The following is a 17,390-nucleotide window of genomic DNA, read 5'->3' on the forward strand; positions in this document are numbered from 1 at the left end:
GCGGGCGAGACCGCCCTTCGGTGATGCTGGGAGCTCACACCCGCTCGCGGGCCAGCCGAGAGGACGCACCACCATGACCGACCGCGCCGCCGTCCCGCCCAGCGACCTCACGCCCCGCATCGGCAAGGTCGCGACGCGCGAGCTCGCCCACCACGGGTACACGCGCTACGAGGACCTCACGCGCGCGACCGCCAAGGAGCTGCTCGCGATCCACGGCGTCGGGCCCCGGGCGATCCGCATCCTGGGCGAGGAGCTCGCCGAGCGGGGGTCGAGGTTCCGGGAGGGGTGACGCGGGGTCGCGATCGCGGCCGGCGACCGGGTGTCCGCGGAGCGAGGTCGGCGGCGCGGGATCAGCGTTCGCCCAGCGGGACGGGATCCCGCTGAGCCGAACCTCCTCGGCACGAACCCGTCGCCGTCGTCACCGATCTCGTGCCGGGCCACGTCAGCGCCTCGCACTCTCCCGGGGTCCCGCCAGCTCGCCGAGCGCCGCGGCCTGCGCCCCGGTGAACGGCAGGTCGAACGCCAGGAGCGCGTGCGCGGCACGGCGGACCAGCAGCGCGACCCGCTCGGACTGGTCCGTGATCGCGCACTCCGCGTCGGAGAGCGCGATGTCGAGCTCGGTCGCGGACCGGTCGATCCCGACGTTCAGGACGCCCTCGCGCACGTCGTCCTCGTCCCCGTCCTCGGCCTCGTCGTCCCACTCGGCCTGCGACAGCACGACGACCGCGACGAGCCCCAGCACGTCAGGTCGTTCGAGGGGGCGCCCGAGGGCCGCGTGCAGCCGCCTGCTCGCCTCGATCCCGGCTCCGGTCCACCCGTCGCGGGCCTCGACCGGCGCACCCTGCTCCGCGGCGATCGACGACGCGTCGACGTCGACCCACCCGTACTCGGGATCGAGGTGGAACATCTGGGCCGCGGGATCCCCCGCGAGGCTCGGCCAGGACTTCTCGCGCCGCGTGCCGAGGCTCACGAGCACGTCCTTCCAGATCATGCGGTTCAGCGGGTCCTTCCACCTCTCGACGTCCCACCGGTCGGCAAGGTAGCCCTCGGGGTCGGGGGTCTCGTACGGCGCGACAGCGGGCGACGAGTCGTAGGACCGCAGGTACGACGGGTCGGCCACGACCCGCGCGACGGCGTCGGGACCGGCCACGATCACGGCGTCGACCGTGCGCAGGAAGCGGCGGCGCGCGAACGGCCGGTCCGGACCCGTGAACGGGATCTCGCCCGCGAAGCGCGCGGCGGCCTCGGTGTCGAGCAGGTCGTAGGCCCGCTCGAGCTGGTCCTTGGCCTTCGCGAGCATCTTGGGGTCCATGGTGGCTGCGGCCCGGAGCCAGGCCTGCGTGCTCGACGGCGTCACGCGCACGCCGTACGCAGCGAGCACCGTCCACAGCTCGTCCCACGTGGACGGGTCGGACTTCTTGCGGAACAGCGAGCCGAACAGCGCCATCAGGGCATCCTCACGTAGGCCGGGGTCCGCGACAGCGTAGCCGGGGCCCCCGGGGTGAGCGGCCCTCAGGCCGTGATCACGTCGATGACCTCGGTGTCGTCGTGGCGGCGGGCGAGCGCCGTCACGACGGGCGGCTTGGGCACCGGCGGCTGCGCCTTGACGCCCGTGCTCTTGCTGCGGCGCGGGCGCGTCGGCACCGGGACCCCGAGGGACTTGAAGACCTTGCGCAGCTCGGCCTCGGTCCAGCCCGCGGCGAGCGCGTCGGCGAACGCCGTGGCGTACTCGCGCTCGGCCTCCTCGAGCGCCGACTTCGCGGCCGCGACCTGCTCGGCCCGCTCGGCCAGGGAACGACCCGACTCCATGCGGTGCTCCAGGAGGTCGCGCAGCCGCGACTCGTACGTGGTGGCGGTCTCGTCGTCGCTCATGCCACCAACCTAGGGCCTGACCTGGACCGTCGCCAGGATCGCCAGGTGATCGGTGCCCGGGATCGCGACCGACCCCACGTCGTCGACCCGCATGCCCGCGTCGACGACCACGTGGTCCAGGTCCACGAGCGGCGGGTAGCGGCGGTCGGCGGGCCACGACAGGTGCAGACCGTGCCCCGCGAGGCGGGTCGCGTCGGCGAAGCGGTCGCCCAGGAGGTCGCGGAACGCCGAGTGGTCGACGGTCGCGTTGAAGTCGCCGAGCAGGATCTGCGCCGTGGGGTCGGCGTGCGCCGCGCCGCGCAGCAGCGCGAGGTCGTCCGCCCACAGGTCGACCTCGCCGGGAGTGGGCGGGTGCGGGTGCACGGCCGTGACCCGCACGGGCGTCCCGTCCACCCCGACGACGGCGCTCGGCTGGCGGAAGCGGCTCGCCACTCCCTCGCGCTCGTCGGACAACGGGGTCGCGCTCCACAGGCCACCGCCCGCCGCCTCTTCGGTGGGGTGGGTCCGTGTCCACGAGTACGGCAGCACGTCCTCGATCCCGGCCTCCACGAGAGCTGCCGCGAACTCGTCGCTCAGCTCGACGACGCTCAGCAGGTCGACCTTCTGCTCGCGCACGGCCTCGACCACGGCTCGCGCGTCGGCGCGCCCGTAGAGGGCGTTCGTCGCCATGACGCGCAGCGTCCCGTCCGCACCCGGCTCGATACCCGGGCCTGGGACGAAGAACGGCACGAGCCACACCGCGTGCGCGACGACGAGCACGCCCGCGACCGCGCTCAGCACCCACCGCCGCCTGCTCAACGAGAGCAGCAGCACCACGAGCGCCGCGAGGGCGACCCACGGCGTGAGCGACACGAGCTGCACGAGGGGCGTGACGCCGTCGACCCCCAGGGCGCGCGCGAGCGTGAGCACGCCCACCCCCACGAGGCACAGCGACAGCACGACCGTCCACGCGACGGCTCCCGCACGCCGGGCCTTCGACGGCGGGCTCTCAGCGGTCACGACGGGGACGCTCACGGCGCCACCTGCACCGTCACCGCGAGCGCGCGGTGGTCGGAACCCGGGACCACGAGCGACGAGAGGTCGTCGACCCGCATGCCCTCGTCGACCACGACGTGATCGAGGTCGAGAAACGTCGGGACCCGCTCCCCCACGGGCCACGACAGGTTCAGGCCGTGCCCGGCGGTGCGCGTCGCGTCGTGGAACCGGTCGCCCAGGACGGCGCGGAACGACGCGTGGTCGTACGTCGCGTTGAAGTCGCCCAGCAGCACCTGGGCCAGGGGCTCGTCGTGCGCGCGCCGGGCGAGGTCGGCCATCTCCTGGTGCCACACGCCCGTGATCTCGGGCAGCGGCGGGACGGGGTGGACCGCGGTCACACGCACGGGCGTGCCGTCCACGTCGACCGTGGCTGCGGGCATGGCGAACGTGCTCCACTCGCTGGTGTCGGGGTCGGAGAGCACTGTCCGGCTCCACAGGCCGCTCCCGGGCGACCCCGTGCCCACCTTGGTGTCGACGTGGTGCGGCATGACCGTCTCGATCCCAGCGGCTTCGAGCCGGTCGTGGAAGTCGGCCGTGAGCTCGACGACCGCGAGCACGTCCGCGTCCTGCTCGTGGACCATCTGCACCACCGCGGCGGCGTCCGCCTGCCCGAAGTACGCGTTGACGGTCAGGACCCGCAGCGTCCCCTGGGCACCCGCCTCGATGCCCGCGCCGGGCACGAAGAACGGCCCGACCCACGCAACCTGCGCCACGAGCGCGACCGCGCACAGGATCGCGAGCAGCCGACGCCGCAGGACCAGGGCCGCCGCGGCCACGAGCAGCGCGAGCGGGACGACCCACGGCGTGACCCCGACGACCTGCGCGAGGGGCGTGACGCCGTCGTACGGGACGGCGCGCACGAGCGTCATGGCCAGGACCATCCCGCCCAGGACCCACAGCCCCAGCCCGACGGCGCGCCCACCCGGGCGACGTCGGCTCGCCGGGGCGGGGGCGCCGTCGGGCGGGGTGGCGGGTGCGGGAGGTGGGGTGACGGACGAGGCGGCCGGTGGCTCGGCCTCCGAGGCGCCGATCTCCCCCGCGGCGCTGCTGTCCCCTGTCATGCAGCGACCCTATCGACCGGTTCGCACGGTTCTGGGCCGGTCGGTCCCTGGCGACGGGCAGACCCGGTGCAGCGCGCGGAGGGATCCTGTGAACGCGGCCGCGATGCCCTGGGGCGGGCGTCGTCGGCCTCCGAGATGCTGCCCGTTGTCGGCCAGGCGGCCCGCGACTGACAACAAGCCCGATCTCGGCGAGCCGCCGCACCGGGTTGGGCCTCACGACGTTCGCGAGATGCGGCCAGCTGGGGTCCGGGACGGTTCCAGACCCCAGCTAGCCGCATCGCGAACGCCGACGGGGCGGGGCGCCCGAGGAAGACCTCGCGCACCCCGCCCCGTCGGAGGCTCAGCAGCGAATCAGCCGAAGATCCCCGGCAGCGTCGCGCGGAACACCTGGTCGGCCTCGCTGAGCGGGATCGTGAAGATGCCCTCGATCTCGAGCGACTCACCGGTCTCGGCGACCTCGGCGGGCTCGGTGCCGGTCTCGCCGATCTTGAGGACGGGCACACCGCGAGCGACGCACGCGTCGACCAGCTTGGTCTCCTCACCGCGCGGCACGGCGACGAGCGCGCGGGCCGTGGACTCGGAGAACAGTGCCTCGAACGGGGTCACGCCGTCGCGGGCCGCGAGAGCGTCGATCGAGACCTTGGCGCCGGTGCCGAAGCGCAGCGACGCCTCGAGGAGACCCTGGACCAGGCCACCCTCGGAGAGGTCGTGCGCGGCGGAGACCAGGTCGTCACGGCTCGCGTTGACGAGCACCTCGGCCAGTGCGCGCTCGGCCGCGAGGTCGACCTGCGGGGGCACGCCGCCGAGGTGCTGGTGGACGACGTCGGCCCAGGCCGAACCGTCGAGCTCGGGGCGGGTCGTGCCGAGGAGGTAGATGGCTTCCCCGGCCTCGCGCCAGCCGGACCCGGTGGCGTGCGCGACGTCGTCGAGCACGCCGAGGACGCCGACGACGGGCGTCGGGTGGATCGACGAGTCGATCTGCCCGGGCTCGCCTGTGCCGTTGTAGAGCGAGACGTTGCCGCCCGTGACGGGGACGCCGAGGGTCTGGCACGCGTCGGCGAGCCCCTCGATGGCCTCGACGAGCTGCCACATGGAGTCGGGGTCCTCGGGCGAGCCGAAGTTGAGGCAGTCGGTGATGGCGAGCGGGCGGGCGCCCGTCGTGGCGACGTTGCGGTACGCCTCGGCGAGCGCGAGCTGGGCGCCCGTGCGCGGGTCGAGCTTGGCGTAGCGACCGTTGGCGTCGGTCGCGAGCGCGACCCCGAGGCCCGTGGTCTCGTCGACGCGGATCACGCCGCCGTCGTCGGGCTGGGCGAGGGCCGTGTTGCCCTGGACGAAGCGGTCGTACTGGTTGGTGACCCACTCCTTCGACGCGAGGTTGGGCGAGCCGAGCAGGCGCAGCGCGGTCGCGCGGAGCTCGGCGGCCGTCTCGGGGCGGGCTAGCGCGGCGGCAACCACGGTGTCCGCGTTGAGCCCGTCCATCCACGTGGGGCGCGCGTAGGGGCGGTGGTACGTGGGGCCCTCGTGGGCGACCGACTTGGGGTCGACGTCGACGATGCGCTCACCCTGGTGGTCGATCGTGAGGCGGCCGGTACCGGTGACCTCGCCGATGACCGAGGTCTCGACGTCCCACTTGCCCGTGATCGCGAGGAACTCGTCGAGCTTGTCGGGCGCGACGACCGCCATCATGCGCTCTTGCGACTCCGACATGAGGATCTCGCCCGCGTTGAGCGACGGGTCGCGCAGCAGGACCGAGTCGAGCTCGACGTGCATGCCGCCGTCACCGTTCGAGGCGAGCTCGGAGGTGGCGCACGAGATGCCGGCCGCACCGAGGTCCTGGATGCCCTCGACGACGCGCGCCGCGTACAGCTCGAGGCAGCACTCGATGAGGACCTTCTCCATGAAGGGGTCACCCACCTGGACCGAGGGGCGCTTGGCGGGCACTCCGTCCTCGAAGGTCTCGGACGCGAGGATCGAGGCACCACCGATGCCGTCGCCGCCCGTGCGCGCGCCGAACAGGACGACCTTGTTGCCGACGCCCGAGGCGTTGGCGAGGTGGATGTCCTCGTGGCGCAGCACGCCGATGCACAGCGCGTTGACGAGCGGGTTGCCCTGGTACGAGGAGTCGAACACGAGCTCGCCGCCGATGTTCGGCAGGCCCAGCGAGTTGCCGTAGCCGCCGACGCCCGAGACGACGCCGTGCACGACGCGCGCCGTGTCCGGGTGGTCGACCGCGCCGAAGCGGAGCTGGTCCATGACGGCCACGGGACGCGCGCCCATCGAGATGATGTCGCGGACGATCCCGCCGACGCCCGTCGCAGCACCCTGGTAGGGCTCGACGAAGCTCGGGTGGTTGTGGGACTCGACCTTGAACGTCACGGCCCAGCCGTCGCCGATGTCGACGACGCCCGCGTTCTCGCCGATGCCGACGAGGAGGTGCTTCTTCATCTCGTCGGTCGTCTTCTTGCCGAACGTGCTCAGGTGCACCTTGGACGACTTGTACGAGCAGTGCTCCGACCACATGACGGAGTACATCGCGAGCTCGGCGGCCGTGGGGCGCCGCCCGAGGATGTCGCGGATGCGCTGGTACTCGTCCGGCTTGAGGCCGAGCTCCGCGAAGGGCTGCGCCTCGTCGGGGGTGGCTGCGGCGTGCTCGACCGTGTCGAGGTGCGGCCGGTGCTCGGAGGTCGCTGCGGCGTCGGGCGTCGGGGCGTTGCTGGGGGCGGTCATCGAATCCCTCGGGGTGGCGTGCCAGCCGGCGCGTTTCGACGAGCGAGTCATCGGGGAGGCGACCGGCACGGGGCTGCACAGGTGCGGCCAGTTTACCGGCGGTCGGGAGCGGTGGGGTCGGGCGTCCACGGACGCGCGCGGCGGACGGTTCCCGGGCACGCGGGCGGCGGGGTACGGCCCCCTCGGCGAGCGGCGATAGCCTCGCTCGGTGACCTCCCTCGTTCGTCTCCCTCGCCCGCGCGCGACCCTCGCGGTGGTGGGCACGGTCCTGGCCGTCCTGCTGACGGGGTGTTCCCTGCCCGACGGCGTCGCCCCCGTCCAGCCCACGTCCGCGGCTTCCGAGGGGGCCGCGTCGGGCGGCCCGGCGACCCCGACCGAGCAGCCCGTGACGACGCAGACGCTCACGGCCGACGGGATCGAGCTGGTGCTGTCGGTGCCGGTGGCGGCCGCGGGTGACGACACGGCCGCGGCCGGGAACGGGGTCGGCGACGAGGGTGGTGCGGTCGGTGGCCCTGGCGGCGGGTCCTCCCCCACGACGCCGGTCACGGTCACCCCGGACGAGGACGGATCGAGCCGGGTCGCGTTCGTGGTCCGTGCCGAGCCGACGTCGGCCGGCGACGGCACGACCGACGCCCCGGCCGACGGCACGGACGTGGCGGCCGCCTCGGCCCCGGCGACGATCGACCTCGTCTCCCCCGCCGACGGCTCCCTGGTCCGCAACAGCGACGGGAGCGTCAGCGTCCTCGACGCCGCAGGTGCACCGCTCGGCGGCTTCTCGGCGCCGCAGGCGACGGACGCGTCCGGGGCGGCCGGCCGTTCGGGGGTCGTCGTCGTGGTGCCGACCCGCGCGGAGGTACGCGTGCAGGCCACGGGGGCGACGCCGTCGGGCAGCCCGGTCGCGGCCACGGAGACCTGGACCGTGACCACGTGGCTCGGCGCACAGGGCGTGCGCAGCGCGACCTGGGGGAACCGTGAGGGCGGGCGCTCGCTCGCCGTGGACCCGACGCCGTGGGCGCGGCAGTCGGGCCTCGTGGGCGAGGCGACCGCGTGGGCGCAGCTCGTCACGGACGAGCCCGAGGCGGACTCCACGACGATGCGCGACCAGTTCGACTGCCACACCCTGGGCGCGACGGACAAGAAGACGTGGAACCTGGAGCCGTGGCGCCCCGACGTCGGGTTCCTCGCGACGGCCGCTGCGCGCTGCAACCCGACCTGACCCGCAGGCCCACCCCTCGGCGCCCACCCCCGACGGGACCTGCTCAACCGATCAACGCGGCCTCCGGCGTTCCCAAGGGTGCGTCGAAGATGCCCGCCGACAGGTACCGCTCGGCCGAGTCCGGCAGGATCGCCACGATCGTCCTGCCCGCGTTCTCGGGACGCTCGGCAACTCGCGTCGCGGCCAGCACGATGGCCCCGGACGACGTGCCCGCGAGCAGCCCCTCCTCGCGCGCGAGCGCACGGCTCGTGGCGAACGCGTCCTCGGTCTCGACCGCGATGAACTCGTCCGCGATGCTCTGGTCGAAGTTCGCGGGGATCTGCTGCGGCTCGGCCTCGGTGATCTTGTGGACACCGTCGATCTCGCGCGGGTACAGGTTCTCCTCCGACGGGATCGACCCGAGCCCCGGCTCGGCGACCACGACCCGCAGCCCCGGCCGACGCTCCTTGAGGTAGCGCCCCGCCCCCGACAGCGTCCCACCCGTCCCCACTCCGCCCACCAGGACGTCGACCTCGCCGCCCGTCGCGGCCCAGATCTCCGGACCCGTGGTCGCGTAGTGCACGCGCGGGTTGGCCGGGTTCGCGAGCTGGTCGGTGAAGTACGCCTCGGGGTGCTCGGTCGCCGCGCGCTCGCGCAACGTGTCCAGCGCCTCGGGATCCAGGAAGAACTCGTTCTCCACGAGGACGATCTCGGCGCCGAACGCGTGGATCAGCGCGAGCTTGTCGGGGCTCACGTTGTCACCGACGTAGAACGTGCTCCGATACCCCCGGGACGCCGCGATGGCCGCGAGCGCGATCCCCGTGTTGCCGCTCGTGAGGTCGACGATCGAGCCTCCGGGACCCAGCAGGCCACGTTCCTCGGCGTCACGGACGATCCCCCAGGCGATGCGGTCCTTGACGCTGCCGACCGGGTTGAGGAGCTCGATCTTGCCGAGGATGCGGGCGCCGAGACCGCGGTTGCGGCCGTAGCGGGCGAGCTCGAGCAGGGGCGTGTCTCCGATGAGGTCGGTCAAGGTGCTGACGAGGGCGGGCATGTGCGGCTCCTTCGCGGGCGGTGCGGCACGCGGGTCGCGCACCATGTCGGAACCGCACCACACACCCCGCACGACCCGGCGTCGAGACCTGGGGTCGGACGTCTCGCGATGCGGGCGGATGTGACGCCCCGGCCTCGGTGCCGGGCATGGTGCCAGACCTACGGTCGGCGTCGGGGATCGGCCGGGTCCGACCGCGTGCCCCGGTGGCTCCTAGGACGTGTCACCCGGGACCGACCCACGGCCACGAGTCTGCCGCCCTGCCTCAGCCAAGGGTTGGGAGACGGGCCCTAGTGGAGGCCCAGCATCTCCCTGACCGGTCCGACGCCGTGGAGCGTCACCTCGGGGCGCAACGCCTCCGGGCGCTCGTCCCAGTCCTCCCGGTCGAGGCGGTACCGGACGTTGACCGCCGGCTTGCCCTCTCGGGCGAGCGTCTCCGCGCCGTTGCGCCGGTAGCCGAGCTTGCGAGTGACACCGTGGGAGGGAGCGTTGTCCTCCCAGGCCGACGTCGTGGCCGTCCGGGCGTCGAGTCCCGTGAAGAGGAGCTCGAGGATCATGAGCCGCGCGAGCGTGCCGACGCCGGCCCCCTGGAACCGGCGGCCCAGCCACGAGCCCGACTCCGCCGTGCGGGTCACCACGAAGTCCGACGCCGTGAGCGCCTGCACGCCCAGCACCTCGCCGTCGCGGACCACGGCCAGCTCGATCGCCCAGGACGCGGGCGCGATCCGCGACGCCGCACCCCACTGGTAGGCCAGGATGCTGCGGCCGACCTCGACCGCCGAACCGCGCGACCACGGGAACGCGAAGGGCATGAACCCCTCGTCGTGGATGCCCTCGCCGCCCACTGCCGCGAGCCGGTACAGGAGGTCCTCGTCGAGGTGACGCAGCTCGAGGTCCCCCGAGACGACGCGCAGGCCGGACGGAGGCCAGAGCTCGGTGCGCGTCGGGTGTGCGAGGGCGGGTCCTGCCGGGGCGTCGGGGTCGGGTGCCATCGGAGCATCCTGGCCGGGTGGCCGGGGTGCGTCAACAGGTGTGCCCCCCTGCCCGCGCCACCCCGCAGACGCGGGCGGTCGCGCGGGCGCCGACCAGGGCGACCGGCGCACGCGGGTGGGGCCCGCCGTCGGGCCGACGACGCACGACGCGCCGCGACCGGTGCGACGGGACGGGCCGAGCGCCCGGACGTACGACAGGACCCGCCGGCCCGACCTGACGGCTGGTGGTCGTCAGGTCGGGCGGGCGGGTCCCGGGTTCCCTCGGTGGCGGTACCGCTCCGCCGTCGGTCCGAGGTCGTTCGTGCGCCCGTAGCCGGGCCGAACATGCGGTTGTCGTTGCTTGACCATGCGGTTGTCGTCCGGAATCACCGCGATTCCGACGCCAACCGCATGCTCGGCGCCGAGACGGCACCGAGACGGCGTCAGCGCCTCGCGATCTTCGAACCGCCGCGGGCCGCCGCCTTCGCCGCGGCCTTCTCGCGGGCCTTGATCGACTTCTCGCTCACGGGCTCGTCGCCGCTCGCGCGCAGCTGCCGGTAGTACTCGCGGGCCTCGTCCTGACGGACCTGCTCGGCGCCCGACGCGATCTTGGCGCGCAGGTGCTCGGGGCCGTAGCCCCAGGCGTCGACGAGGTCCTGCGCGTGCGGGCGCAGGCGGGCGACGAGGCGGTCCACGTACCCGCTGACGGTGCGCGCGCGCTGCGCCGACAGGCGCCCGTTGATGAGGTACCACGCGAGGTTGCGCTCGATGGTCGTGAGCCCGAACAGGTCGCGCACCCACGTGAGGACCTGTCGCGTGCCCGCGTCCTCGATCGTGTCGAGGGCCTGCGTGAACGCCTCCCAGTGCAGCAGGTCGGCGTGCGCCCTGGCCATCTCGATGAGCTCGTGCTGGTGCGCGTTGAAGAGCTCGGCGGCCTTCTCGGGAGTGGCCTTCTGCGCCGGGCGCAGGGCCGCGGCGACCTCGGCGACCATGGTCTCGACGCGGTCGGTCAGCAGGTCGCGCTGGTTGCCGACGTCCTTGAGGTGCCCGACGGCGCGGCGCGGGTCGCCCACGTCCGCGAGGGTCTGCGCGGCGCGCTTGAGCGGCGTGCGGTGCAGTGCGGCGCTTGCTGCCTGCTCGACGACGAACCGGGCCATCTGCCCGGGCGTGATGTCCTTGAACTCCTTGCCGTAGTCGGCCAGGAGCCGCTTGGCGACGAGCTGGAGCAGGACCGTGTTGTCGCCCTCGAACGTCACGTACACGTCCAGGTCGGCGCGCAGGCTCGTGAGCCGGTTCTCGGTGAGGAACCCGGCGCCGCCGCAGGCCTCGCGTGCCTCCTGGAGCGTGTCGAGCGCGAACCACGTGCTCATCGGCTTGAGCGAGGCCGCCATGGTCTCGAGGTCCTCGCGCGACTCGGGGGTGTCGTTCTCGCCCGAGAACACGGTGTCGAACAGGTCGAGCAGGCGGTCGTGCGCGAAGTGCATCGCGTACGTCTGCGCGATGCGCGGGATCAGGCGGCGCTGGTGCGTGCCGTAGTCGAGGATCACGACCTCCTCGACGGCCGAGGCGCCGTTGAACTGGCGGCGCTGGTTGCCGTAGGTGACGGCCGTGGCGAGGCCCAGCTTCGACGCGGTGATCGCGGCGCCGTCGAGCGATACGCGCCCCTGGACGAGCGAGCCGAGCATCGTGAAGAAGCGGCGCCCGGGGCTGTCGATCGGCGAGGTGTACGTGCCGTCCTCGGCGACCTGGCCGTAGCGGGCCAGGAGGTTCTCGCGCGGGACGCGCACGTGCGTGAAGTGCAGGCGGCCGTTGTCGATGCCGTTGAGCCCGCCCTTGAGCCCGTCGTCCTCCCCGCCGACGCCGGGCAGAAAAGCACCGGCCCCTCCGTCAGCAGCGGTCTCCCGGATGGGCGCGTAGAACGCGTGGACGCCGTGGTTGACGCCGTTCGTCACGAGCTGCGCGAAGATGACCGCCGCGGTCCCGTTGACGGCCGCGTTGCCGAGGTAGTCCTTCCACGCCCCGCGGAACGGGGTGTGGACGACGAACTCCTGCGTCGCGACGTCGTAGGTCGCGGTCGTCGCGATCGAGGCGACGTCCGAGCCGTGGCCCGTCTCGGTCATGGCGAACGCGCCGGGGACGGAGGCGTCCATCGCGCCCGGCAGCAGGCGGTCCTGCTGCTCGGGCGTGCCGAGGTGCAGGATCGCCGACGCGAACAGCCCCCACTGGACGCCCGCCTTGATCTGGAGCGAGGGGTCGGCGGCGACGAGCTCCTCGAACCCGGCGAGGTTGCCGCCCGCGTCGTCCTGCCCGCCGAGCCGCGTGGGGAACCCGCGGTGCACCTGCCCGATCTCGACGAGCGCCTTGACCTGGTCCATGACGCGCTCGCGGTGCTCGGTGAGCGAGAGTCCCTCGATGCGGTGGAAGCGTTCCTCGCCCGCGGTCGCGCGAGCCTTGGCGCGCAGGTCCGCCCAGCGGCCCAGGAGCTGGTGGGAGAGGTCGGCCACGTCGATGCGGACCTCGTCCGCGGGCATCGGGGGTGTGACGCCTGCGGCGGGGATCGACGTGGAGGTGGCTGCGCCGTCGCCGCGGGTGTCGCGGGCGGTGGTGCGGTCTGAGGTGGTGGTCATCGGGACTCCTGTGTGCCGGTGGTAGCCATGAGAGAGGTTCAGAGGTCGTCGGTCGAGGGGGTGGCGGTGTCGTCCGAGGCCGTCGCCGCGCCCCGGCTGCGGGCCATGACCCCGACGGGGCCGCCCCACAGCCAGGCGGCGACGCGCTCGGTGAGCTCGTCGCGGTCGGGCGCGTCGGGGCCGTCGTGGTTGCCGAGCCACCACTCGCCGGCGCCGCGCACGAACCCGACGGCGCCCGCGGCCCACGCGGCGGCGTCGGCGGGGCTCACGTCGGTCGCGCGCGTGAAGGGCTGGGCGACGAGCTGGGTCACGGAGTCGAGGAACGCCGCGAGGGGCGCGGAGGCGGTGCGGGCCGTGCCGTCGGTGCCCGCGATCGCGCCCGTGCGGGTCACGAAGTAGTAGACGTTGGGCGAGCTCGCGATCATCTCGAGGTAGACACCGACCATGGCGCGCAGCGCGCGGCGCGGGGTCTCGGCGGACTCCGCGGCCTGGGTCAGCGCGTCGTGCATCTGCCCGACGACCGAGGCGCCGATCGCGATCTGCAGCCCCGTCTTGTCCTCGAAGTAGCGGTAGATGATCGACTTGGACGTGCCGGAGGCCGCCGCGATCTCGTCCATGGACACTCCGGGGCCGCCCTTGTGGACGGCCTTGCGGGCCGCGTGCACGAGCTCGGCGCGACGGAGGGCGCGGTGGTCGTCCCAGCGGGTCGAGCGTCCGTCGGTCACGGGGGCGGGGGGTGCGGTGCGTCCGGGGTCGCGAGAGAGCACGGCAGTGCGGGGTCTCCCGGCTCGTCCGTTCGTGTCGCCGTTGATCACGCAGTCCTCCAGTGGTGCCCGACGTCGGTGTCGTCCCTGGTCGTCCGTCCGGCGGTCCGCGAGTGGCCGGCCGGGCGGCGCCCCCTCGAGGCGGGGACCGCCGGGGCGCAGGGAGCGAGGGGTGTGACCCACCTCACGGTACTGAGAGTATCAGGTACTGTGGGTCTTGGACACCGCGTGGATCGCGCCCGCGGTCCCCACCCTCAGCAACGACGCGAGAGAGAGCAGGCGAAGTGGCCACCCCGAAGACACCCCAGACCACCACCCCCGGAACCGACGAGCGGCCGGACGCGCAGACCGTCGAGCAGCCCGGGCGCACTCCCGCCCTCCGCGACGCCTACGTCCTGGGCGGCAACCGCATCCCGTTCGCCCGCGCGGGCGGGAAGTACACGGGCGCCAGCAACCAGGACATGTTCACGGCCGCCCTCGAAGGGCTCGTCGCGCGCTACGGGCTCCAGGGCGAGCGGCTGGGCGAGGTCGTCGGCGGCGCGGTGCTCAAGCACTCGCGCGACTTCAACCTGGTCCGCGAGTCCGTCCTCGGCTCGTCGCTCTCGCCGCAGACCCCCGCGTTCGACCTCCAGCAGGCGTGCGCGACAGGCCTCGAGGCCGTGGTGACCGTGTCCAACAAGATCCGGCTCGGCCAGATCGAGTCGGGCGTCGCGGGCGGCTCCGACACCGTGTCCGACGCGCCCATCGCCGTGAGCGAAGGGCTGCGCAAGGCGCTCCTCAAGGCCAGCCACGCCAAGACCCTGGGCGCTCGCCTCAAGGCCTTCGCCGCCGTGCGCCCGGGTGACCTGGCGCCGTCGACGCCCAGCACGGGCGAGCCCCGCACGGGGCTGTCGATGGGCGAGCACCAGGCGATCACGACAGCGGCCTGGGGCATCGCCCGCGAAGCGCAGGACGAGGTCGCCCTGAACAGCCACCTGAACCTCGCCGCCGCGTGGAAGGCAGGGTTCTTCGACGACCTCGTGACGCCGTTCCGCGGCCTCACGCAGGACCAGAACATGCGCGCCGACTCGTCGGCCGAGAAGCTCGCGTCGCTCAAGCCCGTCTTCGGCAAGCACCTCACGCCGAGCGCGCCCACGCACGGGGCGGCGGCGGCAGGCCCCGCCCTGCCTACCATGACCGCCGGCAACTCGACCCCCCTGACCGACGGCGCCTCGGTGGTCCTGCTCGGCTCGCGCGAGTGGGCCGCCGAGCACGACCTGCCCGTCCTCGCCCGCGTGGTCGACGCGGAGTCCGCCGCGGTCGACTTCGTGCACGGCCACGAGGGTCTGCTCATGGCTCCGGCGCACGCGGTCCCCCGCCTGCTCGCCCGCAACGGCCTGGCGCTCGAGGACTTCGACTTCTACGAGATCCACGAGGCCTTCGCCTCGACCGTCCTGACGACGCTCGCCGCGTGGGAGGACGACGACTACTGCCGCACCGAGCTCGGCCTCGACGGCGCGTTCGGGTCGATCGACCGCTCTCGTCTGAACGTCCACGGCTCGTCGCTCGCCGCGGGGCACCCGTTCGCCGCGACCGGCGGGCGCATCGTCGCGACGGCTGCGAAGCTCGTGGCCGACAAGGCGCGCGAGACGGGCCGCCCGGCCCGTGCGCTCATCTCGATCTGCGCGGCCGGCGGCCTGGGCCTCGCCGCGATCCTCGAGAGCGCCGCGAGCCCGGCCACGACCACCACCGAGAGCTGAGGGAGCCCACCATGACCGACAAGTACCTGTCCGCCGTGAACTCCGGCTTCACCAAGACCCTCGCGAAGAAGCTCGGTCTGCCCCGGCCCGCGGTCCTGCGCCGCTACCGCCCGGGCGACCCGCTCGTACCGGGCCCGGTGCTCGTGATCGGCGAGCCCGGCTCGGCCCAGGACACGAACGCCGTCGCGCAGGCCCTGCTCGGGTGGGACCTCGACGTCCGGCAGAACGCCGGCGACGGGGAGACCCGCTGGGGCGCGATCGTGGTCGTCCTGACGGGCGCCACCAGCCCGGCGGACTTCTCGGCCCCCGTGCTCGAGCTCGGCGCGAACCTGCGCCGCCTCGCGCCGGGCGGGCGCGTCGTGACGATCTCGCGCGCGCCGGCCGACGACGACACCCCGCTGCTCGCGGCGACCCGCCAGGGCGTCGACGGGTTCCTGCGCTCGCTCGCCAAGGAGCTGCGCGCAGGCGCCACGGCCAACGGCGTCCAGCTCACGCAGGGCGCGGCTCCCGACTCCACGTCGGCCCTGGCCACGCTGCGGTTCTTCCTCTCGGGCAGCTCGGCGTTCGTCGACGGGCAGCTCCTGCACGTGGGCCCGGCGGCGACCGAGACCACGACCGACTGGGACCGTCCCCTCGCTGGCCGCGTCGCGGTCGTGACGGGGGCCGCGCGGGGGATCGGCGCGGCCATCGCCCGCACGCTCGCACGCGACGGCGCGACGGTCGTCGTGGTCGACGTCCCCGCCGCGGGCGAGTCCCTCGCGAAGGTCGCCAACGAGATCAAGGGCACGGCCCTGCAGCTCGACGTGACGGCCGAGGACGCAGGAGCCCGCATCCTCGAGCACGCCCGGACCCGCCACGGCGGCCTGCACATCCTGGTCCACAACGCCGGGATCCTGCGTGACAAGCTCCTCGCCAACATGTCCCCCGACAAGTGGGACGCCGTGATCGCGGTCAACCTGCTCTCGCAGCTGCGGATCAACGAGTACCTGCTGGGCGCGAACGGCTTCTCCGAGGCCCCGCACATCGTCTCGCTCGCCTCGACGAGCGGCATCGCGGGCAACCGCGGCCAGACGAACTACGGCGCCTCCAAGGCCGGGGTCATCGGGCACACGCGCGCGACCGCCCGCCTCCTGGCCCCGCTGGGCGGGTCGGCCAACGCGGTCGCGCCGGGGTTCATCGAGACCGACATGACGGCGTCCATCCCGCTCGTCCAGCGCGAGATGGCCCGCCGCGTCTCCTCGCTCCAGCAGGGCGGCCAGCCGATCGACGTCGCCGAGGCGATCTCGTTCCTCGCGTCCCCCGCCGCGGCCGGCGTCAACGGCCAGGTGCTGCGCGTGTGCGGCCAGAGCCTGGTGGGCGCGTGACGGCCGCCGCGCACGAGGGCACCAACCCGCGTCTCGTCACGCTCCCCGCGCTGCCGGGGCTCGGCGGCCTCTACGCGAGGGGCGTGGCGTCGTCGGGCCGGATCGCCGTGACGCGCTCCCCCGTGGGGCGCGTCCTGCCCGGGCCGCGCGACGTCGTCCTGCCGGACGTCGTCTACCGCGTCGCCGACGTCCCGACCGCAGGCGTGACCGAGCACCTGACCGCGTACCAGCGGCTGGTCGGCGAGCGCGTCGACGACACCCTGCCCGCGGGCTACCTGCACGTGCTCGCGTTCCCGCTCGCGACCGCGCTCATGGTCCGCCGCGACTTCCCGCTGCCGCTGCTCGGCCTGGTGCACGTGTCGAACGCGGTCTCGGTGCACCGGCCCGTGCGGGTCGGCGACGTGCTCGAGGTACGGGCCACGGCCCAGAACCTGCGCGCGCACCGGCGCGGGGTCCAGGTGGACCTCGTGACCGAGGTGAGCACGGGCGGCGAGCTCGCGTACCGCGGCGTCTCGACGTACCTGGCCAAGGGGTTCCGGCTGCCGCCGGCGCAGGGGGCACCCGCCCAGCGGACCGACGAGGCCCCCCGCGAGGACTTCGTGCCACCGCTCCCGACCGCGCGCTGGGAGCTCGGCGGCGGGACCGGGCGCGCCTACGGTGCGGTCTCCGGCGACCGCAACCCCATCCACACCTCGCCCCTGGGCGCCAAGGCGTTCGGCTTCCCGCGGACCATCGCGCACGGCATGTACACGGCGGCCCGCGCGCTGGCCGAGGTCGGCGCCGCGCGCGGCGACGTCTACGACTGGACGGTCGAGTTCGAGAAGCCGGTCCTGATCCCGGGCACGGTCCAGGTCGCGATCACCCGCACGCCCGACGACGGCGCCCACCCGGGCGGGTTCACGTACGTGGGGTGGCACGGGAAGAGCGGCAAGCGGCACTTCAGCGGGACGGTCACGCCGCGCTGAGTCTGGCTGACGCCGCCGA

General features: G+C 73.8%; 14 protein-coding genes. 5 read left to right on the forward strand and 9 right to left on the reverse strand.

Annotated features, from left to right (window positions below; translation table 11 throughout):
- Positions 1-73 precede the first annotated feature (73 nt).
- A complete protein-coding gene (locus tag JOD49_RS08865; RefSeq protein WP_205306863.1) occupies positions 74-289 on the forward strand; it encodes a helix-hairpin-helix domain-containing protein in 216 nt (71 codons plus the stop codon).
- Positions 290-442: 153 nt separating this feature from the next.
- On the opposite strand, the gene JOD49_RS08870 is transcribed toward JOD49_RS08865, so the two are convergent.
- The 5 genes from JOD49_RS08870 to purL form a co-directional block, all read right to left on the reverse strand.
- On the reverse strand, positions 443-1,447 hold the full coding sequence (locus JOD49_RS08870; RefSeq protein ID WP_205306864.1) for a hypothetical protein: 1,005 nt from the start codon (positions 1,445-1,447) through the stop codon (positions 443-445).
- Between the two features lie 65 nt (positions 1,448-1,512).
- Positions 1,513-1,872: a hypothetical protein gene (locus JOD49_RS08875; protein ID WP_205306866.1), complete on the reverse strand. Its 360-nt coding sequence runs from the start codon at positions 1,870-1,872 to the stop codon at positions 1,513-1,515.
- Between the two features lie 9 nt (positions 1,873-1,881).
- Positions 1,882-2,871 carry an endonuclease/exonuclease/phosphatase family protein gene (locus JOD49_RS08880; protein WP_205306868.1) on the reverse strand — a complete coding sequence of 330 codons (990 nt, stop codon included), beginning with the start codon at positions 2,869-2,871 and terminating at the stop codon, positions 1,882-1,884.
- An 11-nt stretch (positions 2,872-2,882) separates the two neighbouring features.
- Complete coding sequence (locus tag JOD49_RS08885; RefSeq protein WP_205306869.1) at positions 2,883-3,968, reverse strand: endonuclease/exonuclease/phosphatase family protein; 1,086 nt, start codon at positions 3,966-3,968, stop codon at positions 2,883-2,885.
- 351 nt (positions 3,969-4,319) lie between these two features.
- Positions 4,320-6,695: a phosphoribosylformylglycinamidine synthase subunit PurL gene (gene purL / locus JOD49_RS08890; RefSeq protein WP_205306870.1), complete on the reverse strand. Its 2,376-nt coding sequence runs from the start codon at positions 6,693-6,695 to the stop codon at positions 4,320-4,322.
- Between the two features lie 208 nt (positions 6,696-6,903).
- Between purL and JOD49_RS20715 the strand changes: the two genes are divergently transcribed.
- On the forward strand, positions 6,904-7,911 hold the full coding sequence (locus JOD49_RS20715) for a DUF2599 domain-containing protein (protein WP_205306871.1): 1,008 nt from the start codon (positions 6,904-6,906) through the stop codon (positions 7,909-7,911).
- Between the two features lie 43 nt (positions 7,912-7,954).
- Here the strand turns inward: JOD49_RS20715 and JOD49_RS08900 are convergent, their stop codons facing one another.
- The 4 genes from JOD49_RS08900 to JOD49_RS08915 form a co-directional block, all read right to left on the reverse strand.
- Positions 7,955-8,944: a PLP-dependent cysteine synthase family protein gene (locus JOD49_RS08900; RefSeq protein WP_239525178.1), complete on the reverse strand. Its 990-nt coding sequence runs from the start codon at positions 8,942-8,944 to the stop codon at positions 7,955-7,957.
- A 287-nt stretch (positions 8,945-9,231) separates the two neighbouring features.
- Positions 9,232-9,933, reverse strand: a complete 702-nt coding sequence (locus JOD49_RS08905; RefSeq protein WP_205306873.1) for a GNAT family N-acetyltransferase — start codon at positions 9,931-9,933, stop codon at positions 9,232-9,234.
- A 422-nt stretch (positions 9,934-10,355) separates the two neighbouring features.
- Positions 10,356-12,539: an acyl-CoA dehydrogenase family protein gene (locus tag JOD49_RS08910; RefSeq protein ID WP_205306874.1), complete on the reverse strand. Its 2,184-nt coding sequence runs from the start codon at positions 12,537-12,539 to the stop codon at positions 10,356-10,358.
- A gap of 38 nt (positions 12,540-12,577) precedes the next feature.
- A complete protein-coding gene (locus tag JOD49_RS08915) occupies positions 12,578-13,264 on the reverse strand; it encodes a TetR/AcrR family transcriptional regulator (RefSeq protein WP_307822459.1) in 687 nt (228 codons plus the stop codon).
- A 323-nt stretch (positions 13,265-13,587) separates the two neighbouring features.
- Between JOD49_RS08915 and JOD49_RS08920 the strand changes: the two genes are divergently transcribed.
- Genes JOD49_RS08920 through JOD49_RS08930 form a run of 3 tightly spaced genes read left to right on the forward strand, consistent with a single transcriptional unit; the run spans position 13,588 to position 17,371 of the window.
- A complete protein-coding gene (locus tag JOD49_RS08920; protein ID WP_205306876.1) occupies positions 13,588-15,042 on the forward strand; it encodes an acetyl-CoA C-acetyltransferase in 1,455 nt (484 codons plus the stop codon).
- An 11-nt stretch (positions 15,043-15,053) separates the two neighbouring features.
- A complete protein-coding gene (locus JOD49_RS08925; RefSeq protein WP_205306877.1) occupies positions 15,054-16,406 on the forward strand; it encodes a 3-oxoacyl-ACP reductase in 1,353 nt (450 codons plus the stop codon).
- Entirely contained in the window at positions 16,403-17,371 is a 969-nt protein-coding gene (locus JOD49_RS08930) for a MaoC/PaaZ C-terminal domain-containing protein (protein WP_205306878.1), read from the forward strand. The genes JOD49_RS08925 and JOD49_RS08930 overlap by 4 nt, the downstream gene beginning before the upstream one ends.
- Positions 17,372-17,390 lie beyond the last annotated feature (19 nt).

Origin of the sequence: Oerskovia jenensis (assembly GCF_016907235.1) — a bacterium.
In the GTDB taxonomy this organism is placed as follows: Bacteria; Actinomycetota; Actinomycetes; order Actinomycetales; family Cellulomonadaceae; genus Oerskovia; species Oerskovia jenensis.